Raw genomic sequence first — 21,248 nt, forward strand, 5'->3', positions numbered from 1 at the left:
TGATCGCAACGACCGCGTCAGAGCCACCTAGGGATGGTATCGCGATTTATCATCTCGTCAAAGGTGGGGCGGGCCCGAATGACGGCGAATTGATGCTCATTGACCAGAACCTCGGGCACCAGCGGGCGGGTATTGTATTCGCTCGCCATCACTGCACCATAGGCTCCGGCGCTGCGGAAAGCGACCAGATCACCGGGCGAAAGTTCGGGCATCATCCGTGCCCGTGCAAACGTGTCACCCGTCTCGCAGACCGGACCGACCACGTCATAGGGCACCTGCTCGGCGCCGGGCGGCGGTTCGTTCACGGGCACGATATCATGGTGCGCGTCATACATCGCCGGTCTGATCAGATCGTTCATTGCACCATCAATGATGAGGAAATCCCGTCCCTCACCCGACTTCACATAAAGCACGCGGCTGACCAGGAGTCCGGCATTGCCGGCCACCAGGCGCCCCGGCTCGATCTCGATCTCGCAGCCCAGGTGCCCCAGCGTTTCGCGAATCAGAGCACCGTATTCGGTAGGAAGCGGCGGGGCCTCGTTGGAGCGCGCATAGGGGATGCCGAGCCCACCGCCCAGGTCCAGCCGGCGTATATCGTGCCCATCGGCGCGCAGAAGGCCCGTCAGGTCCGCGACCTTTTCGTAGGCTTGGCGGAACGGTTCCAGATCGGTCAGCTGACTGCCGATATGCACATCCACGCCGACCACGTCCAGACCGGGCAGCGCCGCGGCCCGCGCATAGACCTCTCGGGCGCGCCCAATCGGGATTCCGAACTTGTTTTCCGATTTTCCGGTCGCGATCTTGGCGTGTGTCCGGGCATCGACGTCGGGGTTCACGCGAATCGTTATCGGGGCGCGCAGTCCCATTTCCAGGGCCACGGCATTGAGCAGGTCGAGTTCCGGCTCGCTTTCGACGTTGAATTGCCGCACACCGCCGGCCAAGGCCGCACGCATCTCGTCGCGGGTCTTGCCCACCCCCGAAAAGACAATCCTTTCGCCGGGCACTCCCGCGGCCCTTGCCCGCGCATACTCGCCGCCGGACACCACGTCCATCCCGGCACCGAGCGCGGCAAGCGTCCTGATGATCGCCTGGTTGCTCGCTGCTTTCATGGCGTAGCAGACCAGATGTTCCAGCCCTTCCAGCGCCTCGTCGAACAATCGGAAATGTCGTGTCAGAGTGGCCGTCGAATAGCAGTAGAACGGCGTGCCGACGGCCTGTGCGATCTCGGTCAGCGGTACTTCCTCGGCGTGAAGCTGCCCATGCCGGTAAAGGAAATGATCCATGTCCGAATTTCCCTTCAGTCGCGCAGGAAAAGATAGAGCGGCAAGCCGCAACTCAGGCCGATGCAGAAGGTCGCCGGAATGGCCAGAAGCCCTCGCCAGCGCCGCCGCGTGACAGTCTCGGTCAGCACCCAGGCCGTCAGGGCTACGGCGGCAATCGTCAGATCCCAGGTCAGCCCGGTTGTGGACGCGTTCACGTACCAGGCGTCGATAAGCCCTGACAGTCCCCCGCCGGACTCGCGCATGTACGTCAGGAACCAGTACATCGGATGCACAGCGCCCCACACCGCCAGGGCGAGATAAGCCAGCCGCAATGCCGTCACAGGCCCAGCCCGGTGCTCAGGGTCCAGTTGCCGGCCCGCGCGCTCAGGTGTGTGCTGGTATGGAGTCCGCTTTCGCCAACCCCCAGGTTCGCCGTCATCGACGGACGAATGGGTTCACCGTCAACACCGCACCCCGCAAGCACCGATGCAGCAGCGGCGAGCAACACAAACCGTGTCATTCCAACATCTCCTTCCACCGGGCAATCTGCGCCCGGACCTGCGCAGGGGCGGTCCCTCCGTAACTGACCCGAGACGCGACCGAGTTATGCACCCCGAGAACATCATAGACCGATGCGGTGATTTCGCCATGAACCGATTGCATCTCGTCAAGCGTCAGGTCGGGAAGGTCACGCCCCGTCCGCTCGGCCATCGCCACGAGGCTTCCGGTGACGTGGTGCGCCTCACGGAACGGAAGGTCCAGAACCCGCACCAACCAGTCCGCCAGATCCGTCGCTGTCGAAAACCCGGTGGACGCCGCCGCCTCCAGAACCTCGCGGTCCGGCGCCATGTCGCGGACCATCCCATCCATCGCCGCAAGGGCCAGCAGAAGGTTGTCGGCGGCATCGAAGACCTGTTCCTTGTCTTCCTGCATGTCTTTGGAATAGGCCAGCGGAAGCCCCTTCATGACAGTCATCAGCGCCACGTTGGCCCCGAAGATCCGGCCGATCTTCGCACGGATCAGTTCCGCCGCATCCGGGTTGCGCTTCTGCGGCATGATCGAGGAGCCGGTCGAAAACCGGTCGCTGAGCGCGACGAACCTGAACTGCGCCGAAGACCAGATCACCAGCTCCTCGGCCAGGCGGCTCAGGTGCATGGCGCAGATGCTGGCCACATTGAGGAATTCCAGCGCGAAGTCACGGTCGCTCACCGCATCCAGGGAGTTGGCGCACGGGCGGTCGAACCCCAGTTCGGATGCGGTCATGTCCCGGTCGATCGGAAAGGATGTCCCGGCCAGGGCGGCGGCCCCCAGGGGACATTCGTTCATCCGGTTCCGGGCATCCCGTACCCGGCCCAGATCGCGCCCCAGCATCTCGACATAGGCCATCATGTGATGACCCCAGGTCACCGGCTGCGCCACCTGGAGATGGGTGAAGCCGGGCATCACCCAGTCAGCACCGACCTCCGCCTGAGCGAGGCACGCACGCAAGAGCGTGACAAGCGCCTCCTCCGCCGCGTCCAGCTGATCGCGCACCCAGAGCCGGAAGTCGGTGGCCACCTGATCGTTGCGGCTGCGGCCCGTGTGCAGGCGGCCCGCGGCCTCTCCGATGACATCTTTCAGCCGGGCCTCCACGTTCATGTGAATGTCCTCGAGCGCGGCCGAAAAGACGAATTGCCCCGCTTCCATCTCTGACAACACCGTGAGCAGGCCTTCCCTAATCGCCTCGGCATCCCTATCACTTACGATGCCCGTGGCCGCCAGCATCGCGGCATGGGCCCTCGAGCCGGCTATGTCCTGTGCCGCCAACCGCCTGTCGAAACCGATCGAGGCATTGATTGCCTCCATGATCGCATCCGGCCCGGCGGCGAAGCGCCCGCCCCACATCCGGTTGGAGGTCTGATCTGTCATTGCCTGCCCCCTGCGAGGAAAAATGCGCCTGAAACGTTCCGCCCTGCTTTATATCGGCCTCGGCCTCTGTGCAATCGCGGTTGCAGCCGCGTTCACCCTGCGCGGTGCCGCCCCCCCCGCGAATGGACCGGCCGCGGACACCGCCGCGTTGGAGGAACTGCGCGAAGGCGGCATGAAAAAGCTGGTCTTCCACAGCACGCCGAAACCCGTTTCCGAAAGCCCCTTTACCCGCGTTGACGGTGGAACCGGGACGCTGGCGGACATGCGCGGCAAATACCTGGTGGTGAACTTCTGGGCCACATGGTGCGCCCCCTGCCGCAAGGAAATGCCCACGCTATCGGACCTCCAGGACCGGATGGGCGGCGAGGCCTTCGAGGTCGTCACCATCGCCACCGGCCGCAATCCGCCCCCGGCGATGAAACGCTTCTTCGAGGAGATCGGCGTGTCGAACCTCCCGCTCCACCGGGATCCCAAGCAGGAGATCGCCCGCGACATGGCGGTACTGGGCTTGCCGATCACGGTGATCATTGACCCCGAGGGCCGTGAAATCGCCCGGCTTCAGGGCGATGCGCACTGGAACTCGGACAGTGCGCTCGCGATCGTCTCGGCCTTGTTGGAACGGCCCTCGCCCGAGGGCTGATCGGTAGCGGCCCGTTCCGGCTTTTCGCCAAACCGGCGGACACGGCATTTGACCTCAGGCGCGTTTCGTTTCAACCTCTGTCCCCAGGGACGGAGAAACGGCATGGAAGCCCTTGCCTTCACCACGGAAATGGCCGTCGTCGTTGGCGCCCTGGCGTTCACGGTGGTACTTTTCGTGTCCGAGATCATCCGGGTGGACCTGGCGGCCATTCTCGTACTGGTGCTGATCGGGATCCTGAGCTACTTTCCGGGGCTCGAGAACCTCGCCGACGTCACCCACCTCTTCGACGGCTTCGCGTCCAACGCGGTGATTTCTATCATCGCGGTGATGATCGTCGGGGCGGGGCTCGACAAGACCGGGATCATGAACAAGGTTGCCGCACAGATACTGAAATTCGGTGGCAACACCGAGGGACGGGTCGTCCCGATCATCTCGGGCACGGTCGGCGTCATCTCGAGCTTTCTTCAGAATGTCGGTGCCACCGCGCTTTTCCTGCCGGTGGTCAGCCGCATTTCCGCCCGTACCGGACTGCCCTTGTCGCGCCTGCTGATGCCGATGGGGTTCTGCGCGATCCTCGGAGGCACGATGACAATGGTCGGGTCTTCACCGCTCATTCTCCTCAACGACCTGATCAACACCGCGAACGAGGGGCTGGCGGCACCGGACCGGATGGACAACTTCGGATTGTTTGCGGTCACGCCCATCGGTGCCGCGCTGGTTCTCAGCGGTATCGCCTATTTCATGCTCCTCGGTCGTTTCGTCCTGCCCCGAAGCACCGCCAAGGTGGACGCGACCGCCGGTCAAGCCACCTCGGATTATCTTCACCGCGTCTACGGGCTCACGGCGGACGTCTACGAAGTCAGCGTGCCCGAGGGCACTGCGCTCGAGGGGCGGCAGCTTGCCGACATCAATCTCGAAAACAACCTCTACATCATTTCGACCTATTACCGCGGCAAGGTGTCGATGGTGCAGATCCTCACCGCCGAGATCGCGACGCCCTGCCGCCTCGCGATCATCGGAGAGCACGAGGCGGTTTCGGCTTTCTGCGAAAGGCACGGTCTTGTCCTGCATCCGCAGCTTGACGTCTTTGCCGAGGAATTCGCCCCCACCAATGCCGGGATCGCCGAGGTTGTCATTCCCCCGGATTCACGGGCCGTCGGCCAATCCCCGCGCGACATGCTGCTGCGCAAGACAACCGGACTCAGCCTCCTGGCCATCCAGCGAGGCGAGCAGACCATGAGCCATGTCGGAACCGATGATCACGCTCCGACGGCGATCGGGCTGATGAATTTCCAGGTTGGCGACACGTTGGTCGCGCACACACGGTGGGACATGCTCACGCGGCTCACGCAGAACCGCGACTTCGTGGTTGTCACATCCGATTTTCCGCAAGAGGAGCTGCGCCCGCACAAGGTAGGCTGGGCGCTGCTGTTCTTTGTCGTCTCGCTTTCGATGATCCTTTTTACCGACATCCGGCTCTCGCTTTGCCTGCTGACCGGGGCTGTGGGAATGCTTTTGACAAAGGTGCTCAGCATTGACGAGGCCTATCGCTCGGTTGGCTGGAACACGGTTTTCCTGCTGGCCAGCCTCATACCCCTGGGGCAGGCGGTGCAGAACACCGGTACCGCGGAATGGATCGCCCAGCAGATCCTCTACCTGCTCGACGGCTGGCCGATCTGGGGGCTGCAGGCCGGTATCGCCATCCTCGCAACGGTCTTTTCCCTGATCATGTCCAATGTGGGGGCCACTGTCCTGCTGGTGCCGCTTGCCGTTTCCATCGCCGTGGCCGCGGGCGGGGATCCGGCGGTTTTCGCGCTGACCGTTGCAATATCGACCTCGAATTCCTTCATCATTCCCACCCATCAGGTCAACGCTCTGATCATGGGGCCGGCCGGCTACAAGGTTACGGATTTCATCCGATCCGGGGGAATCATGACGATCATATTCCTCGTTGTTTCGCTTCTGATGCTGAATCTGCTCTATTGAAACGCGGCGCGCGGGCATTTGCCACAATGGCCGCATGCAGAGGGCGTTGCGGCGGCCCGGGCGGATTGGTAAGCAAATCAAACCAATCATTCGGAGTACCCTGCAATGCCGGCGACCACCAGTATCGAGGACCTCAAGGATCTCTACCGTCGGCGGGTGCCGAAAATGTTCTACGACTATGCAGAATCCGGCAGCTGGACGGAACAGACATTCCGCGAGAACAGCAGCGATTTCCGCGATATATACCTTCGTCAGCGCGTGGCCGTCGACATGTCGGGCCGCAGCACGGCAAGCCGGATGATCGGACAGGACATTTCCATGCCGGTCGCCCTGGCACCGGTGGGCCTGACAGGCATGCAATGCGCCGATGGCGAGATCAAGGCCGCCCGCGCAGCCGAGAAATTCGGCGTGCCCTTCACCCTCTCGACACTCTCGATCTGCTCGATCGAGGACGTGGCCGAGAACACGTCCGGGCCCTTCTGGTTTCAGGTCTATACCCTCAAGGACGGCGATTTCATGCAGCGCCTGTTCGACAGGGCGAAGGCCGCGAAATGCTCGGCCGCCGTCATCACCGTCGATCTCCAGGTGCTGGGCCAGCGGCACAAGGATATCAAGAACGGCCTTTCCGCCCCTCCGAAACTGACCTTCAGATCGATGGCCAACATGATGACAAAGGTGCAATGGGGCCTTGGCATGATGGGCACCAGGCGACGTTCCTTCGGCAATGTCGTGGGTCATGCAAAGGGCGTCACCGACCCTTCTTCGCTTGCATCCTGGACGGCCGAAGCCTTCGACGAGGCGCTCGACTGGGACCGGATCCGCGAATTCCGCCGGATGTGGGACGGCCCGCTTATCATCAAGGGCATTGTTGACCCCCGCGATGCGCGCGCCGCCCTCGATGTCGGCGCGGATGCCATCATCGTGTCCAACCACGGCGGCCGGCAGCTTGACGGCGCGCTTTCGGCGATCCGGGCACTGCCAGCGATCATGGACGCGGTTGGCGACAAGATCGAAGTCCATCTCGATAGTGGCATCCGCTCGGGCCAGGACGTGCTGAAGGCGTTGGCGATGGGGGCGACGGGCACTTACATCGGCCGCGCCTTCGTCTATGGCCTCGGCGCCATGGGAGAGGCGGGCGTGACCCGCGCGCTCGAGATCATCCACAAGGAACTCGATGTCTCGATGGCTTTCTGCGGGCGCACCGACGTCAACACGCTGGACCGCGACATACTGATGGTTCCCGAAGATTTCACCGGCAAATGGGGCTGAGACCGGGACGAGGTGGCGCAAGCCTGCGACGGCCGTCCGACCATGACGACTGGCGCGGCCGTGATCATGGCATCAGCATCAGGGCGGCCACACCCGCCGGAATCACGGCCGCATAGACGGCGAGCACCCGAAGCCCCAACCGACCCCCTCCTGCGACAAACGAGATGCCGGCCTTGACGGCGGTGTTGACGGCAGCCGCGATGAAAATGGCGGTGGCCCCGCGCGCCGCCGGGATATCGGCCGAAACCAGTCCTGACACCGAGATGGTCAACGCATCGACATCGGTGACCCCGGACAATGCCGCCGCGACATGGACACCGCCGGTTCCGAACCACCCCTCGAGATAGTAAATCGCCAGTTGAACAACCGCCAGAACGCCCCCGAAAGTGAGGGCCGCTGTCAGTTCGAGCGGATTCGTGATGTCCTTGAACTCTTTTGGCGTTTTCGGATCGGAATCCGCAAGCACCTGTATCAAGGCCGCACCCGCCAAGCCGACAACGGCCATTACTCCCATGGCACCCGCCAAGGGTGCGACGAGCCTGGGTTCGAAAACCGCGACAAGGACAAGAATGCGCAGAAATGTGACCGATCCGGCCACAACGATTCCCGCCGCGGCCGAGGAGGCGAGTGATCCCTGTGCTACGACTTGGCGCGACAGGGCAAGCGTTGTCGACGTCGATGAGGCAAGACCGCCGAACAGGCCGGTTGCAAGGATACCGATCCGCGTCCCGGCAAGCCGGATCGAGATATACCCGAGGAAAGACAGCCCGGCGACGATGACCACCGCCCACCACAGTTCGTACGGGTTGAGCACCTGTCCCGGTCCATAGCCCTGATCCGGCAGAAGCGGCAGGATGACAGCCGAAATCAGCGCCAGCTTGAAGAGCGCCTGCAACTCGAACCTCTCGATATGGGCGATCCACCGATGCAGTACGGGTTTCAAGGACAAAAGCACCGCGGCAACGACGGCCACTGCCGCCACGGGGGCCATTGTCCCGAGCATGGCAGCAACACCCAGGGCGAAGGTCAGGAGCAGTGCGATTTCCGTGGTCAGGCCAATATCCTTGTCACTGCGCAATCTGATCCAGTAACTCACCGCCAAGAGAGCCCCGAGAGCCAGCATCGCCAATGCGGGCAACACCACCGATGTCATATCCGTAAGCCAACCGGATATCCCGCCCAGAAGCCCGGTCAATGCGAATGTGCGGATGCCGGCGATACGGCCGCCCTCCGTTTCCGTGCGTCCTTGCCACCCCCGCTCCAGCCCCATGAGAAGACCGACGGCCAGGGCCAGACCAAGGCGCGCGAAGATATCCGTTTCATTCATGACAGGGTCCATCAGTATGAGTCCGGGGAAATGTGCTTTTGCGTTCGGGATCGAGGCCGGTCGGTGGCGTCGGCGCCGCCGTCAGCGTGACCTGTGGCATTGCCGCGCTTCGACGAAGGCCCAGAAAAAGGCGCCGACCCTGACGGTGAATGCCCCAGGATGGCGGGCCGCCGGTTCCCGCGGAACGGCGATGATCAGAACCGCCCGACGCCCCCCCACGAGCGATTGATGCCCGGTGCCCCAGGAGCGGTCACCATCTCTATTCCTCGCCGGTTACCGTCAGGCCAAGCAGGCGCCAGACCTGCATGCCGCCCCGGTAGTAGAAAATGCGGTCCGCCGGATAGCCGGCCTTGATCATGCTGCGGATCGCGCTCGGCGACTGTCCACACCAGAGCCCGTTGCAGAACAACGCCACCGATCTGGCGCCGTCGCAGTTCCAGCCGTCGAAATCCGGCTCGCATCCAAGCCTGGCCAGCTCGTCCACGACATATGTGTAGGGTATGTTGATCGCGCCCGGGATCGTGCCGCCCTCGAACCAGTCGGGTGTTCGGCTGTCGACAACCACGGCCTCTGGGTCCTTCAGCATCTCCAGCAGTTCCAGCTCGCCGATTGTGGTTACGCCTTCTGAAGGGCTGTAGGGCTGAATGCAGAATTCGGGACAGGGCCGTGAGGTCCGCGCCCATTCGCCGCTGATTTCGTGGTCGGTGTCCTGGATCCTTTCGATCTGCACCGGTCCGTTTCCGGTCGGCACCGTGACCGAAGGCATATCCCCCGCAATGCCGACCCGGCCTTCGGCACACGCGGTTCCGGTGACCAGCGCCAGGAAGATTGTCGTCGCAAGTTTTTTCATGATCCTATCCTCCGATTGACCCCGTGTAATGCCCCGAGCCTAAACACCGAACCGCATTTCGTCACGGAAAGGTTGCGGACCCAGTGCCGTACCCGTGCGGCCAATCGGGATTGCCGCAATTGGGCAAGCACCGCCAGCGCCGGGGGTTCACCAGGGCGCTCGAAGAAGGATGGCCCCTATCCGCACCGCGACCAGGCAGGCGACGTGCAGCACGGGCGGACCCTTCAGGCGGCTACGTTTCCTTGAGGCGTTTTCTGAACTGCACAATCGCAACGGGTAGCCAGAGCAGGATGCCCAGGGCCATCGTCGTCAGGCCCGGCGCGATGAAAAACAGGGAAACAAGCCCGACCCACCAGCGTTCCAGCCGGGACATATGCGTGAGGAAAAAGCCGGAAAAAGCGACACCCAGTCCGGCAATCCCGATCATTGCACCACCAAGCGTGATGGTGAATGCGGCCCATGTGAACCCGTCGGTAATGATCAGCAGGGCAGGAGAATAGACGAAGACAAAGGGCACGAGCGCCTTGGCAATTCCCAGACGGAAAGCGGTGTTGCCAGTCCTGAATGGATTGGCGCCAGCGATTCCGGCGGCCGCATAGGCGGCAAGGGCCACCGGCGGGGTGATATCCGCCAGGACACCGTAATAGAATACGAAGAAATGCGCCACGATCGGTTCGACCTCGAGAAGGCCCAGGGCCGGCGCCGCAACCGCAACGAGAATGATGTAGGTGGCCGTGGTCGGAATGCCCGCTCCCATGATGATGCAGGAAAACGCAATCAGCACCAGCGAGAAGAACAGCGTCCATTGGCCGACGGTGAAAACGCTGAGCGGCCAGATACCTCCGATGACGTTGCCGATGTCTGTGGCTGTCTGGACAACCACGTAACCAAGCCGAAATCCCACCCCGGTGAGTGTCACCACGCCCACGACCACGCCAACCGTGGCCGCAGCCGCCCCGACCGCCAGTGTATTTCTCGCACCATCCGCAAGCGCGAGCCAAAGATCGTGCAGTGTAAGGCGATTGACGGGGTTCAGGAAGCCGACGACCACGCAGGCGATGATCCCGTAAACCGCGGCGAAATCCGGTGTTCTTCCGGCCAGGATCAGGTACACGAGGATGATCAGCGGGATGACCGACAGCCAGTGTTCGCGCAGAACCAGTCCGGCCTTGGGCAACTCCTCCGCGCGCAACCCGCGAAGGCCGAGCTTGCGGGCTTCGAGATGAACCATGATGAAGATGCCGAAATAATGCAGGAGCGCCGGAAACAGCGCGGCGGCGAGCACATCGCGCAGCGGGATTTCCAGATACTCGACCATGATGAAGGCCGCCGCACCCAGGATCGGCGGCGTGATCTGCCCTCCGGTGGACGAGGTGGCCTCGACGGCACCCGAGAAATGCGGCGGATAGCCAACCTTCTTCATCGCCGGAATGGTCAGCGCGCCGGTTGTGACCGTGTTGGCGATGCTGGAGCCCGAAATCGTGCCCATGAAGGCCGAGGAGAAGATGGCAACCTTCGCCGGTCCGCCTGCGTAACGGCCGGCAATGACCATCGCGAGGTCGATAAACAGCTGGCCGAGGCCGATGCGCGTGGCCAGCACACCGAAGAGGATAAAGAGAAACACATATTGCGCCATCACGCCGATGGCGATGCCGTAGATTCCCTGGTTGGTCATGTAGAGGTGGTTGATCAGCCCTTCCCAGGCGACGCCGCCATGTTTCAGTGCCCCGGGCGCCCAGGGGCCGAACAGGGCAAAGCCCACGAAGACGAGCGCGATGATCGGTAGCGTGATGCCCACCGAACGCCGCGTGGCCTCAAGTGTCAGAAGCAGGAGCGCGGTGCCCATGATGACATCGAAAGAGGACGGATTGCCAACGCGCACCGAGACCACCTCGGGCGGGAGAAGCGGAAGGTAGAGCGACGCACCGACCGCCAGACATGCCAGCAGGATATCGGCGACCGGGACGCCGCTGATCCTGTACCATGCCGGTTTCGGCAGGGTCGTGTCCAGCGACCGGCGCCAGGCAAACAGGAGAAACACCAGGCCCAGCACGAAGGACAGGTGTATGCCACGGTGCAGCAGTTCCCGCACGAGCCCGAAACCCGATGCATAGAAATGATAAACCGACATCGCCACCAGCGCGATGCTGACGATCATGCCGATCGCGCGGCCCGTGGGGCGAAATGCCAGTTCGGGATCGAATTTCCGTTCGATCTCGTGCAGTTCGTCCGGGGTCAGTTCGTGGTCGGGATCATGCTGCGACATGGCTGGGGCTGCATATGCTGAGGAACGTCAAAAAAGGAACCCGGCCGTCCTGGGACAGCCGGGTGAGGGGCACGGCATTGTGCCGTGCAGGCCTAGTCCAGCAAACCGGCCTCGCGGTAGAAACGCTCGGCGCCCGCGTGAAGTGGAACGCCGACACCTTTCAGCGCCGTGTCCGGCGTGATCGTCCGGCCCTTGGCATGGCCGACATCCAGCAGCTTGCGCGAATTGTCATTCCACAGCGCCTTGGTGATCTGATAGATCAGTTCCTCGTCCTCCTCGGCAGAGGTGAACCATTGCGCACCGACAGCGACCGTCGGGGTCGTGTCAATGCCTTCATAGGTTCCTGCGGGAATGTCGCTCTGGGCGAAGAAGCCGTACTTGTCGGTCAGGGCGTCCGCGCCGTCCCCGGAAATCGGGACCAGCTTGATGTCTTCCGCCGACGCCAGTTCGACCAAAGAGCCGGTGGGGTAGCCGGCAACCACGAAAAACGCGTCGATCCGGCCGTTACGCAGCGCGTCGGAGGCGGCATTGCCCTTGAGCGCCTCGGCCGTCACGTCATCAATCGACAGGCCGTTGGCTTCAAGGATCAGCCCGGCATCGACATACGTGCCCGAACCCGGTTCATCCAGCGACACGCGCTTGCCCTCAAGGTCGGCAACGCTGTCGATTCCGCTGTCGGCCTTGGCGACAAGGTGAATGTGTTCCTCGAACAGAGCCGCGATCGTGCGCAGGTTCTCGGCCGGGGGCTGGCCATCCATCGTGCCGGTCCCTGTATAGGCCCAGTAGGCGACATCCGACTGTGCAAAACCCGAATTGCGCAGGCCCGAAACGATGGCGTTGACGTTGTCGACCGAGCCCCGTGACGACACCGCCGACGCGATCAGACCGTCCACACCGCAGCTTCCGCCCTCGTCGCAGGGGCGCGACCCCGGCGGCTTGGAGATGGCATTGGCGATCACACCACCCACCGGGTAGTAGGTGTATGCCGTCCCTCCGGTGCCGATGGTGAAGAATTTGACATCCTGCGCAATCGTGGCGCCTGCCAGCCCCACCGTCAGCGCGGCGCCCGTGGCAAGCGTTCGCACAAATTTCATCATGTCTCTCATTTGGTTCTCCCTGTGGTGAGTGGTGCTTTCACGAAGCAATAGCAAAGAGCTTAGCGAGGCGATACGAAAGTGACAATGAGTGCCTGTAAAATCCTTCCCTGCGCCTGCGCCGCGAAAATGGATCGTCCGCGCCGGCGGTATCCCCGTGCCGCAACACGCGCCGACAAGGGCCATCAGGAAAGAAAGTTCGCCAAGGATTGCCAAGATGTATAGACACGGGGCCGGAGGCCACATTCTTACCATGCTCGCCGGGCCACGCCGCGGGCACCCATGACGCCGTGCCGGAAACGCTCTCCGCCTGGAACTTGATCATGTTGCTTGAAATCGTCCTGGTATTCCTGATGGTCGGCTTGAACGGGGTCCTCGCGATGTCCGAACTGGCGATAGTGTCATCACGCGCCGGCCGTCTGAAACTGCGTGCGGAGCGTGGCGACCGCGGGGCATCCATCGCGTTGAACCTTGCGCGCGACCCCGGACGGTTCCTTTCGACCGTGCAGATCGGAATAACCCTGGTGGGTGTTCTGGCCGGTGCGTTTTCGGGTGCGACGATCGGCACCCGGCTGGCATCCGTTCTGCCACTGCTTGGCGTGCCCGAAACAATGGCCAGCGAAGCGGGCGTCGGGATCGTCGTCATCGTCATAACATACCTGTCCCTGATCATCGGGGAATTGGTGCCCAAGCGGATTGCCTTCGCCTCTCCGGAACGGGTGGCATGCATTGTCGCGCCGAGCATGCATTATCTGTCCCGCATTGCCGCCCCGATAGTCTGGTTCCTGGACCGGTCCGGGGAACTGGTACTGCGGCTGCTCGGACAATCCGACAGGCGTCAAACCCCTGTCAACGACGACGATATCCGCACGTTGCTGTCCGAAGCAGCCGGCGCGGGCGTTATTCACCGGGCCGAAAAGGAGTTGATCGGCGGCGTGATGCGCTTTTCCGACCGGCGGGCACGCGGCCTGATCACCCCGCGCCATGACGTCGAGATCGCGGAGGCAGGCGAAAGCCGCGACAAGATCCTTGCACGGGTCGTCGCGTCGGGACATTCTCGGTTGCCGCTGCGCAAGGGCGGGACGGATGACATCACGGGGGTCATCCACAGCCGTGACCTGCTGGCTACGGGGGACACTGATTTCGATCCCGTCGCGCTGATGCACGCCGCCCCCGTGATTCACGAAAGCCTGCCGGCTCTCGATGTGATCGACCGCCTGCGCGAATCCCCTGTCCACATGCTTCTGGTTTATGACGAATACGGCCATTTCAAGGGTATCATCACGCCGATGGACGTTCTGGGCACCATCGCCGGCGGTTTCGATGAATCCGAGGACGAAAAGCCAGGGCTTGTGACGCGAGAAGATGGTTCGCTTCTGGTCGACGGTGCCATGCCGATAGACGAATTCCAGGACAGTCTTGGCCTTGAACTCAAGCGGCGGGGAAAGCGCGAAACGGTGGCGGGGCTTGTTCTTGATCACCTGCGCGAGGTTCCTTCAGCCGGACAAGGCATCAACCTGAAAGGTTGGCGGATCGAGATCGTCGACATGGATGGGCGGCGCATCGACAAGCTGATCGTGAAGCGCGATCCGATGAACAACGGGGATTGAGAGCCATGCCGGAGTCGAACAATCAGCCGACAGTGCATTCCATGACGACCGATGCATGCCTGCGGAAGCTGGAAACCACCACAAAGGGCCTGAGCGCCGGGGACGCGGAGCAGCGTCTTGCAACGCACGGACCGAACCGCCTGCCGGAACAGAAGCGGCGCAGCCCGGTCCTTCGCTTCCTGGCGCATTTCCATAACGTGCTGATTTATGTGCTGATCGCGTCGGCCGCGGTCACGGCGGCGTTGCAGCACTGGGTCGATACGGGCGTGATCCTCGCCGTGGTGATCGTGAATGCCGTGATCGGCTACATTCAGGAGGGGCGCGCCGAGCAGGCGATGGCTGCGATACGCGGAATGCTGGCGCCAAGGTCCGCGGTGTTGCGCGACGGGCGTCGCATGAGCGTCGACGCTGCCGATCTGGTGCCGGGCGACATCGTCCTGATCGAGGCGGGCGACCGCGTGCCGGCCGACCTGCGGCTGATCGAGGCGCGTGGCCTGAAGGCCGAGGAAGCGATCCTGACGGGTGAATCCGTGCCCGTGGACAAAGGCACGGCGCCGGCACCCGACGACGCGGCGCTTGGTGATCAGTCCCCGATGCTCTTTTCGGGCACGCTGGTTGCCGCGGGTGCGGCGCGCGGTGTGGTGGCGGCGACCGGCGGTGATACCCAGATCGGGCGCATCAGCGGCATGCTCAGCGGTGTCGAGACGCTGACAACGCCCCTTGTCCTTCAGATGGATCGGTTTGCCCGCTGGCTGACGGTTTTCATCCTGATCGTCGCGGGGGCGTTGCTGAGTTACGGCCATTTCGTCGGGCACATGCCGTTTGCAGAACTTTTCATGGCCATTGTCGGCCTTTCGGTGGCGGCCATTCCGGAGGGGTTGCCGGCGGTTCTGACGATCACGCTGGCCGTGGGTGTTCAGAGCATGGCGCGCCGCAATGCCATCGTTCGTCGTCTTCCCGCTATCGAGACTCTGGGATCGGTTTCGGTGATCTGCACCGACAAGACCGGCACCCTCACGCGCAACGAGATGATGGCGGCGTCGCTTGCGGCTTGCGGGCAGGTCTATTCGGTCAGTGGTCATGGCTATGCGCCAGCGGGGGCCGTTCGACTGAACGGGGAAGAGCCGCGGGCCGACCTCCATCCGGCGCTGCGGGAGTTTGCCGGTGCTGCCGGGCTTTGCAACGACTCCGTTCTGCACGAAACCGGCAATGGCTGGCAGGTTGAAGGCGACCCCATGGAAGGCGCGCTGATGGCGCTTGCCGGCAAGATAACCGGAGACGGCCCGGCCCCCTTCGATGAATGGACCCGCCGCGATGCTATCCCGTTCGATGCCGCGCATCGCTACATGGCCACGTTGCATCAGCACGGGACCGAGCATGCCTGCATCCATGTAAAGGGGGCGCCAGAGGCGGTTCTGGCCTTGTGTTCGGGCCAGCGCGACGCCGATGGTGGCACAGCACGCCTGGATCCCGCCTATTGGCATCGCATGGTCGAGACCCTTGCCGCGGAGGGACAGCGCGTGATCGCGGTTGCGCGGCGCGTTGTGCCGGGGGATCAGGAGACGCTGACCCAGGATGACCTGGAGGACGAGCTGACATTGATCGGCCTCATCGGTCTGATCGACCCGCCGCGGACCGAGGCTATGGAAGCGGTTGCCGAGTGCCATGCCGCCGGCATCAGGGTGAAGATGATCACCGGCGATCATGCCGCGACGGCCCGTGCCATCGCCGGGATGATCGGGCTGAAGAACCCCGAGAGGGTGCTCACAGGCGCAGATATTGAGGCGATGGGGGATGGGGCGCTGGCCGAAAGCGTGGTCGAGACGGACATCTTCGCCCGGACCACGCCCGAGCACAAGCTGCGGCTTGTGACGGCGCTGCAATCGCGGGGATGGACCGTCGCGATGACCGGCGACGGGGTCAATGACGCGCCCGCCCTCAAGCGTGCTGATGCCGGTATCGCGATGGGGCGAAAAGGCAGCGAGGCCGCGAAGGAGGCCGCCGAGCTGGTTCTGGCCGACGATAATTTCGCTTCCATTGCGGCTGCGGTTCGCGAGGGCCGCACCGTCTATGACAATATCAAGAAGGTGATCAGCTGGACCCTGCCCACGAATGCGGGGGAAGCGATGACGATCATTGCCGCGCTCTTTGCCGGCATGGCGCTTCCGATCACCGCGGTCCAGATCCTCTGGGTCAACCTGATCACGGCCGTGACGCTTGGCCTGGCGCTGGCCTTCGAACCCTCCGAGGAAGGGACCATGCGCCGCCCGCCAAGGCCGCGCAACGAAAGGTTGCTGACTGGGCGGCTGATCTGGCACGTCGTGCTGGTTTCGACGCTGTTCCTGGTGGCGGTTTTCGGGATCTATTTCTATGCCGTCGACCGGGGATATCCGGCGCCGCTCGCTCAGACAATGGCGATGAACACGCTGGTGGTCCTGGAAATTTTCCAGCTCTTTTTCATCCGCAACATTCACAGCACCTCCCTGACATGGGCAGCCGTGAGGGGAACGCCGATCGTCTGGATCTGCGTGACCGCCGTGACGTTCGGGCAGGTCGCGATCACCTACGTTCCGGCGTTGCAGACGGTGTTCGGAACCCGGCCGGTTCCCTTGGCCGACGGCTTGTTGATCATTGCCATAGGTGTGGTTTTCTTCGCGCTGATCGAGACGGAAAAGCAGATGCGGCTCGCGTTCATAAAACCCCTTCCAAACGGCAAGGGCCACCCCCGGGCCGGCCGATGACAGCGGCGGGCAATTCGGCCTCGTGGCGGGGCCGTAGCACATGGCGCCGTCAACGGTGCGGCCCCGAGGCCGGGCTGCCGCGCGATCCGACTCGTGTTCAGGTCTCGTGCAGGACCGTCTCGAATCCCTCGAAGACCGGCGGTCCCAAAAGCGCGTCGCGCGTCCCGCCGTCCCCGGCATTGCGATGCGCATCGCGAAACTGTTCCGAGCGGGTCCAGGCCTCGAAATCTTCACGACCGGCCCAGATGACATGACTGGTATAGAGACGGTGCCCCTCGCCCTCCGGTCCCTTGAGAAGACGAAATTCACAAAACCCCTTCATCTCGCGCAACCGGCTTTGGCGTTTGGCCCACATCGCCTCGAATTCAGCCTCGTAGCCGTGCCGGACCCTGAAACGGTTCATCGCGATAAAGCTCATGTGTCATGTTCCTCCTGCCAAGTTTCCGGCGCGGACCGATCCTTCAGACGTTTTCCGCGATACGCCTGAACATCTCGATGTTTGCTTCATGCACGCCATCCTCCCGGAAGTTCCTGTCAGCGGCGGTTGTGACGATCACCACGCCACGCGGCCTGTCTATGTATATGTATTGCCCGTAAATGCCGCGTGCCATGAAAACGCCGGGATCGCTGTCCGAGGGGATCCACCAATGCAAACCGTAACCGGCCTGCCCCGGTGCGGTCGGGGCGCTTGAGCGGGTGGAGGCCGTGACCCATGACGCCGGCACCACCTGCCGCCCGCCGATGCGCCCGCCCTGCGCGTAGAGCAGACCGAAGCGGGCATAATCCCGCGTTGTCATGTTGAGCCCGCCAAGCACGAAGGCCACACCTTCGCCATCGGTGATGTAGTAGGGCGCGCGTTCCGGGCCGATCGGTGCAATCACCCTTTCGCTCATCAGGGAGGGGATGCCGCGTCCGGTCGCACCACGGATCACCATTCCGATCACATGCGTGTCGATCGAAACATATTTCCACGTCTCGCCCGGCTCGGATGCGCGCGCCTGTAGGCCGGCGGCAAAACCGTCCATCGTGCCGCCAAGCGCAATAACCCGGCCCATCCGGTTGATATCAGAATCATGGTCCAGATAATCCTCGTCGAATTTCACCCCGCTGGTCATCTGCAACACATTGCGGATTGTCGTGCCATCATAGGCGCCGCCCCGCAACTCCGGCACGTAGCGCGTTACCGGGTCATCAAGCGATCCGATCCTGCCTTCGTCCAGAAGGATACCAAATAGTGCCGAAAGGAAGCTCTTGGCGATGGACCATGAAATGCGCCGGTCCTGCGCATCGGTGCCGAGGTGGTAGCTTTCATGCCGGATCCGCCCGTCCCTGAGCACCAGTAGCGACGTCACGGCGCGGGCCTTGATCCAGTCATGCGTTCCTTCGGGCAAGTCCATCCGCGCGCCCTCTTGCAGCGGCATGACCGGCCCGTTTCCGCGCGGCAGCTCCACCGACAGGAAGGCCCGGTCCATACGCGAGAAATTGGCGACGATGCGGTCCGCGTCGAAAAGCGAGTTGACCGCGCGAAGACGCATGATTTCCTCGTGTTTCCAGAGGCCGACGACAGATCCGGCAACAAGCAGCGCCAGAAAACCCCGAAAGGACCATCTGATTGCCGCGCGCATCAGCGGTTTCCCCTGATCCGGGCAGAGCCGCCCGCCGCGCGCGTGAAAGACGCAACGGCCAAGGATACCGTTCCGCGGCGGCCGGATCGTGGCGCTGCGCGGATCACCGGAACCTGTCCACGAGTTTCTGAAGCGGGGTGCGTGTATCCTCGGACGCGCGCGGCGCTTCCGGGGAGTCCGGCGTTTCGGCGTTGTCGCGCCTGGGTGCCTTGTCTGCCCTTTCAGGGGCCGACCGTTGCGCGACCGCGTTCAGAAACCTGTCAGTGCGCCCGTCGGCAAGTTCGGGCGCACCGTCGGCGATCCCGCGCATCAGGTCATCAAGCCAGTCCGCGTCGGCTTTGGAGAAATCCTGCAGAACATAGTGGCTGACCAGTTCCTTCCGGCCCGGATGCCCCACGCCAAGCCTGACCCGCCGATACTCGGCACCGATATGCTGGTGGATGGAGCGAAGCCCGTTATGGCCGGCATGTCCGCCCCCGGTCTTGACCCGAACCTTGCCCGGCACGAGATCCAGTTCATCATGAAAGACCGTGATGTCCGAGGGGGCCAGTTTGAAGAACCGCATCGCCTCGCCAACCGATTGCCCCGAAAGGTTCATGTAAGTCAGTGGCTTGAGAAGAAACACCTTTTCGTGTCCAAGCCGGCCCTCCGAGATCTGGCCCCCGAACTTGGATTTCCAGGGTCCGAACCCGTGATCGGACGCGATCCGGTCCACGGCCATGAAACCGATATTGTGCCGGTTCCGAGCGTATTTCGTGCCGGGATTTCCCAGGCCAACAAAAAGCAGCATTGCCGTCGCCTCGATCCTTGATGATGATGGTCTAGTCCGCAGGAGGCGTGGAATCAATGACGGGGTGGGCAGGCGAATGGCGGAATTCGAGGTGAACGGGGTGACGCTGACTGTTCCCGATGATTTCCTGACCAGACGCATTTCGGAAAAGCTCGGTTCCGGCGGGTACGAAGGACAGGAGGCCGATGCGGTGCGCCGCCGCTTGCGTCCCGGCTGGCGCGTTCTGGAACTGGGATCGGGCATCGGCTATGTCGCGTCTGTCTGTGCCGGGATCACCGGCGCCGAGAACGTGGTCACCGTCGAGGCAAATCCGGACATGCTGCCGGTGGTGCGTGACAACCTTGATCGCAACGGGTTTAAGGGCACACACGTGATCCACGGGGCCGTGGGCGGGCGGGCCGAGCCGGGCGAAACCGTGGAGTTCGAGAATGCCAAGGCGTTCTGGGGGGCGCATATCGCAACCGAGGACTCTGCCGGTGGCAGTTTCGTGTCGGTGCCGTTGCTGGGTATCGCCGATCTTCTGAAAGCCCACCGGCCGCATATGGTGATCATGGATATAGAGGGCGCCGAGGCCCATCTTTTCGACGCACCGTGGCCTGAGCATGTGCGCAGCGTGGTTATGGAACTTCACCCGGGGCGGTACCCCGACACAGTGATCAAGGCCATCGTCGATTGCCTGTCGGCATCGGGGCTGACATATGATCCGTGGCCATCCTGCGGCCGGATCCTGGGCTTCCGGCGCCTGCGGCACGCATGAAAAAACGCGGCCCCGTCCGGCGCCGCGTTTTCCCTTGAATACTCGCATTCGGGATACCCGAGGCGATATCAGCCCTCGGCTTCGTCGTCTTCCCCGACTGTCGGAACCTCGGCTGCATCTGCTTCGTCTTCTTCTTCCTCGGCATCGGATTTCAGCGCCGACGGGGCCGAAACATTACAGATCATGAAATCGCGATCGGTGATCGTCGGCTTCGTGCCGGCAGGGAGGTCGATCATCGAGATCGTTACCGTATCGCCGATGTTCTCGATCTGCGACAGGTCAACCGTCAGCTTCTCCGGGATGTCACCCGCTGTAACGATCAACTCGACCTCGTTGCGCACCACGGTCAGCACGCCACCCTTGCGAAGGGCAGGGCAATCTTCCTCGTTGATGAATTCGACCGGGATGAAGAGGTTGATCTTGGTGGCCCGGCGCAGGCGCATCAGGTCCACATGCGTGGGCAGGTCCTTGACGATGTCACGCTGCACATCCCGGCAGATCACCCGGACATCGTCATGACCGTCCACCTTCAGATTGAACAGTGTCGACTTGAAACGACCGTCGCGCAGGCGCTTGATGAGGGCGTTGTAGGGAATGTTGATCGGAAGCGGATCGGTGTCGCCGCCGAATACGATACCCGGAACCAGATGCGCGCGACGCGCTGCACGAGCGGCGCCCTTGCCCGTCCCCGTGCGTTCCTGGGCGTGAAGATCAGGAATTTCTCCAGCCATGTGTGTCTCCATAGGTTGAGGCGGGGTTCCTCCAAGGCTGTAACCCCGCGTGAAGCCGCGCGTATAGACGGTATCTTGCGCTTTGAAAAGCGGATTCTCGGGCCTTGACGCCGCATGCCGAAGCACCGCGCCGGCTACCGGCTGGTGGGCAGCTTCGCGGGGATGCTCATCTCATGGGGGTCAAGGCGCTTTTCGCAGTCGGAAGAAAAATCCGTGCTTTCACTCGCAGGCCGCAGGCAGAATGACTTTCAGCAGGTCCAAGCCTTAGGCGGCGTCTGCATTTAGCTGATCCAAGCCATTGCGCATGCGAGATCAACGAAGGCTTTGAATGAGCTGACGGATTTCTCGCAACGCAATGCGATCCTGCGGAAGCGTTTGATCTTATTGAAAAA

At 62.8% G+C, this 21,248-nt stretch carries 18 protein-coding genes and 1 pseudogene; 6 read left to right on the forward strand and 13 right to left on the reverse strand.

What is annotated here, in order from left to right; all coding sequences use genetic code 11:
* Positions 1–17: 17 nt before the first annotated feature.
* Genes lysA through argH form a run of 4 tightly spaced genes read right to left on the reverse strand, consistent with a single transcriptional unit; the run spans position 18 to position 3,170 of the window.
* On the reverse strand, positions 18–1,283 hold the full coding sequence (gene lysA, locus DQW77_RS07940; RefSeq protein ID WP_113257671.1) for a diaminopimelate decarboxylase: 1,266 nt from the start codon (positions 1,281–1,283) through the stop codon (positions 18–20).
* A 14-nt stretch (positions 1,284–1,297) separates the two neighbouring features.
* Positions 1,298–1,603: a DUF2834 domain-containing protein gene (locus DQW77_RS07945; protein ID WP_113257672.1), complete on the reverse strand. Its 306-nt coding sequence runs from the start codon at positions 1,601–1,603 to the stop codon at positions 1,298–1,300.
* Complete coding sequence (locus tag DQW77_RS07950; protein ID WP_113257673.1) at positions 1,600–1,782, reverse strand: hypothetical protein; 183 nt, start codon at positions 1,780–1,782, stop codon at positions 1,600–1,602. Before DQW77_RS07950 ends, DQW77_RS07945 begins: the two co-directional genes overlap by 4 nt.
* Entirely contained in the window at positions 1,779–3,170 is a 1,392-nt protein-coding gene (gene argH / locus DQW77_RS07955) for an argininosuccinate lyase (protein ID WP_113257674.1), read from the reverse strand. Before argH ends, DQW77_RS07950 begins: the two co-directional genes overlap by 4 nt.
* A 22-nt stretch (positions 3,171–3,192) precedes the next feature.
* Here argH and DQW77_RS07960 point away from each other — a divergent pair, with 22 nt between their 5' ends.
* The 3 genes from DQW77_RS07960 to DQW77_RS07970 all read left to right on the forward strand — a co-directional run bounded on the left by DQW77_RS07960 (position 3,193) and on the right by DQW77_RS07970 (position 7,065).
* Positions 3,193–3,810: a TlpA disulfide reductase family protein gene (locus tag DQW77_RS07960; RefSeq protein WP_113257675.1), complete on the forward strand. Its 618-nt coding sequence runs from the start codon at positions 3,193–3,195 to the stop codon at positions 3,808–3,810.
* A gap of 102 nt (positions 3,811–3,912) precedes the next feature.
* Complete coding sequence (locus tag DQW77_RS07965; RefSeq protein ID WP_113257676.1) at positions 3,913–5,796, forward strand: SLC13 family permease; 1,884 nt, start codon at positions 3,913–3,915, stop codon at positions 5,794–5,796.
* Between the two features lie 105 nt (positions 5,797–5,901).
* Positions 5,902–7,065, forward strand: a complete 1,164-nt coding sequence (locus DQW77_RS07970; protein WP_113257677.1) for an alpha-hydroxy acid oxidase — start codon at positions 5,902–5,904, stop codon at positions 7,063–7,065.
* A 64-nt stretch (positions 7,066–7,129) separates the two neighbouring features.
* Here the strand turns inward: DQW77_RS07970 and DQW77_RS07975 are convergent, their stop codons facing one another.
* The 4 genes from DQW77_RS07975 to DQW77_RS07990 form a co-directional block, all read right to left on the reverse strand.
* Complete coding sequence (locus DQW77_RS07975) at positions 7,130–8,392, reverse strand: MgtC/SapB family protein (RefSeq protein ID WP_181711215.1); 1,263 nt, start codon at positions 8,390–8,392, stop codon at positions 7,130–7,132.
* A gap of 259 nt (positions 8,393–8,651) precedes the next feature.
* Entirely contained in the window at positions 8,652–9,242 is a 591-nt protein-coding gene (locus DQW77_RS07980; RefSeq protein WP_113257679.1) for a rhodanese-like domain-containing protein, read from the reverse strand.
* A 232-nt stretch (positions 9,243–9,474) separates the two neighbouring features.
* Positions 9,475–11,508 (reverse strand): TRAP transporter fused permease subunit, encoded by a 2,034-nt coding sequence (locus DQW77_RS07985; RefSeq protein WP_113257680.1) that lies wholly within the window; start codon positions 11,506–11,508, stop codon positions 9,475–9,477.
* A 92-nt stretch (positions 11,509–11,600) separates the two neighbouring features.
* The gene (locus DQW77_RS07990; RefSeq protein ID WP_113257681.1) at positions 11,601–12,605 is read right to left on the reverse strand and encodes a TAXI family TRAP transporter solute-binding subunit; all 1,005 of its coding nucleotides are present in this window, start codon (positions 12,603–12,605) and stop codon (positions 11,601–11,603) included.
* A gap of 320 nt (positions 12,606–12,925) precedes the next feature.
* On the opposite strand from DQW77_RS07990, the gene DQW77_RS07995 reads away from it, so the two are divergent.
* Together DQW77_RS07995 and DQW77_RS08000 are read left to right on the forward strand one after the other, a co-directional pair.
* Positions 12,926–14,212, forward strand: a complete 1,287-nt coding sequence (locus DQW77_RS07995; RefSeq protein ID WP_113257697.1) for a hemolysin family protein — start codon at positions 12,926–12,928, stop codon at positions 14,210–14,212.
* 5 nt (positions 14,213–14,217) lie between these two features.
* Entirely contained in the window at positions 14,218–16,953 is a 2,736-nt protein-coding gene (locus DQW77_RS08000; RefSeq protein ID WP_113257682.1) for a cation-transporting P-type ATPase, read from the forward strand.
* 97 nt (positions 16,954–17,050) lie between these two features.
* Here DQW77_RS08000 and DQW77_RS08005 read toward each other — a convergent pair whose 3' ends face one another.
* The 3 genes from DQW77_RS08005 to pth form a co-directional block, all read right to left on the reverse strand.
* Positions 17,051–17,371: an antibiotic biosynthesis monooxygenase gene (locus DQW77_RS08005; protein WP_113257683.1), complete on the reverse strand. Its 321-nt coding sequence runs from the start codon at positions 17,369–17,371 to the stop codon at positions 17,051–17,053.
* Positions 17,372–17,414: 43 nt separating this feature from the next.
* Positions 17,415–18,578 carry a serine hydrolase gene (locus tag DQW77_RS08010; RefSeq protein ID WP_113257684.1) on the reverse strand — a complete coding sequence of 388 codons (1,164 nt, stop codon included), beginning with the start codon at positions 18,576–18,578 and terminating at the stop codon, positions 17,415–17,417.
* Positions 18,579–18,681: 103 nt separating this feature from the next.
* Positions 18,682–19,368 carry an aminoacyl-tRNA hydrolase gene (gene pth / locus DQW77_RS08015; RefSeq protein ID WP_113257685.1) on the reverse strand — a complete coding sequence of 229 codons (687 nt, stop codon included), beginning with the start codon at positions 19,366–19,368 and terminating at the stop codon, positions 18,682–18,684.
* Between the two features lie 76 nt (positions 19,369–19,444).
* On the opposite strand from pth, the gene DQW77_RS08020 reads away from it, so the two are divergent.
* Positions 19,445–20,125 (forward strand): FkbM family methyltransferase, encoded by a 681-nt coding sequence (locus DQW77_RS08020; protein WP_113257686.1) that lies wholly within the window; start codon positions 19,445–19,447, stop codon positions 20,123–20,125.
* Positions 20,126–20,193: 68 nt separating this feature from the next.
* Here the strand turns inward: DQW77_RS08020 and DQW77_RS08025 are convergent, their stop codons facing one another.
* Both DQW77_RS08025 and DQW77_RS18475 read right to left on the reverse strand, forming a co-directional pair.
* Positions 20,194–20,856 (reverse strand): 50S ribosomal protein L25/general stress protein Ctc, encoded by a 663-nt coding sequence (locus DQW77_RS08025; protein WP_113257698.1) that lies wholly within the window; start codon positions 20,854–20,856, stop codon positions 20,194–20,196.
* A 281-nt stretch (positions 20,857–21,137) separates the two neighbouring features.
* A pseudogene (locus DQW77_RS18475) lies at positions 21,138–21,248 on the reverse strand (IS5/IS1182 family transposase); the annotation flags it as partial.

Origin of the sequence: Roseovarius sp. TE539 (genome assembly GCF_003298505.1) — a bacterium.
Classification (GTDB): Bacteria; Pseudomonadota; Alphaproteobacteria; order Rhodobacterales; family Rhodobacteraceae; genus Roseovarius.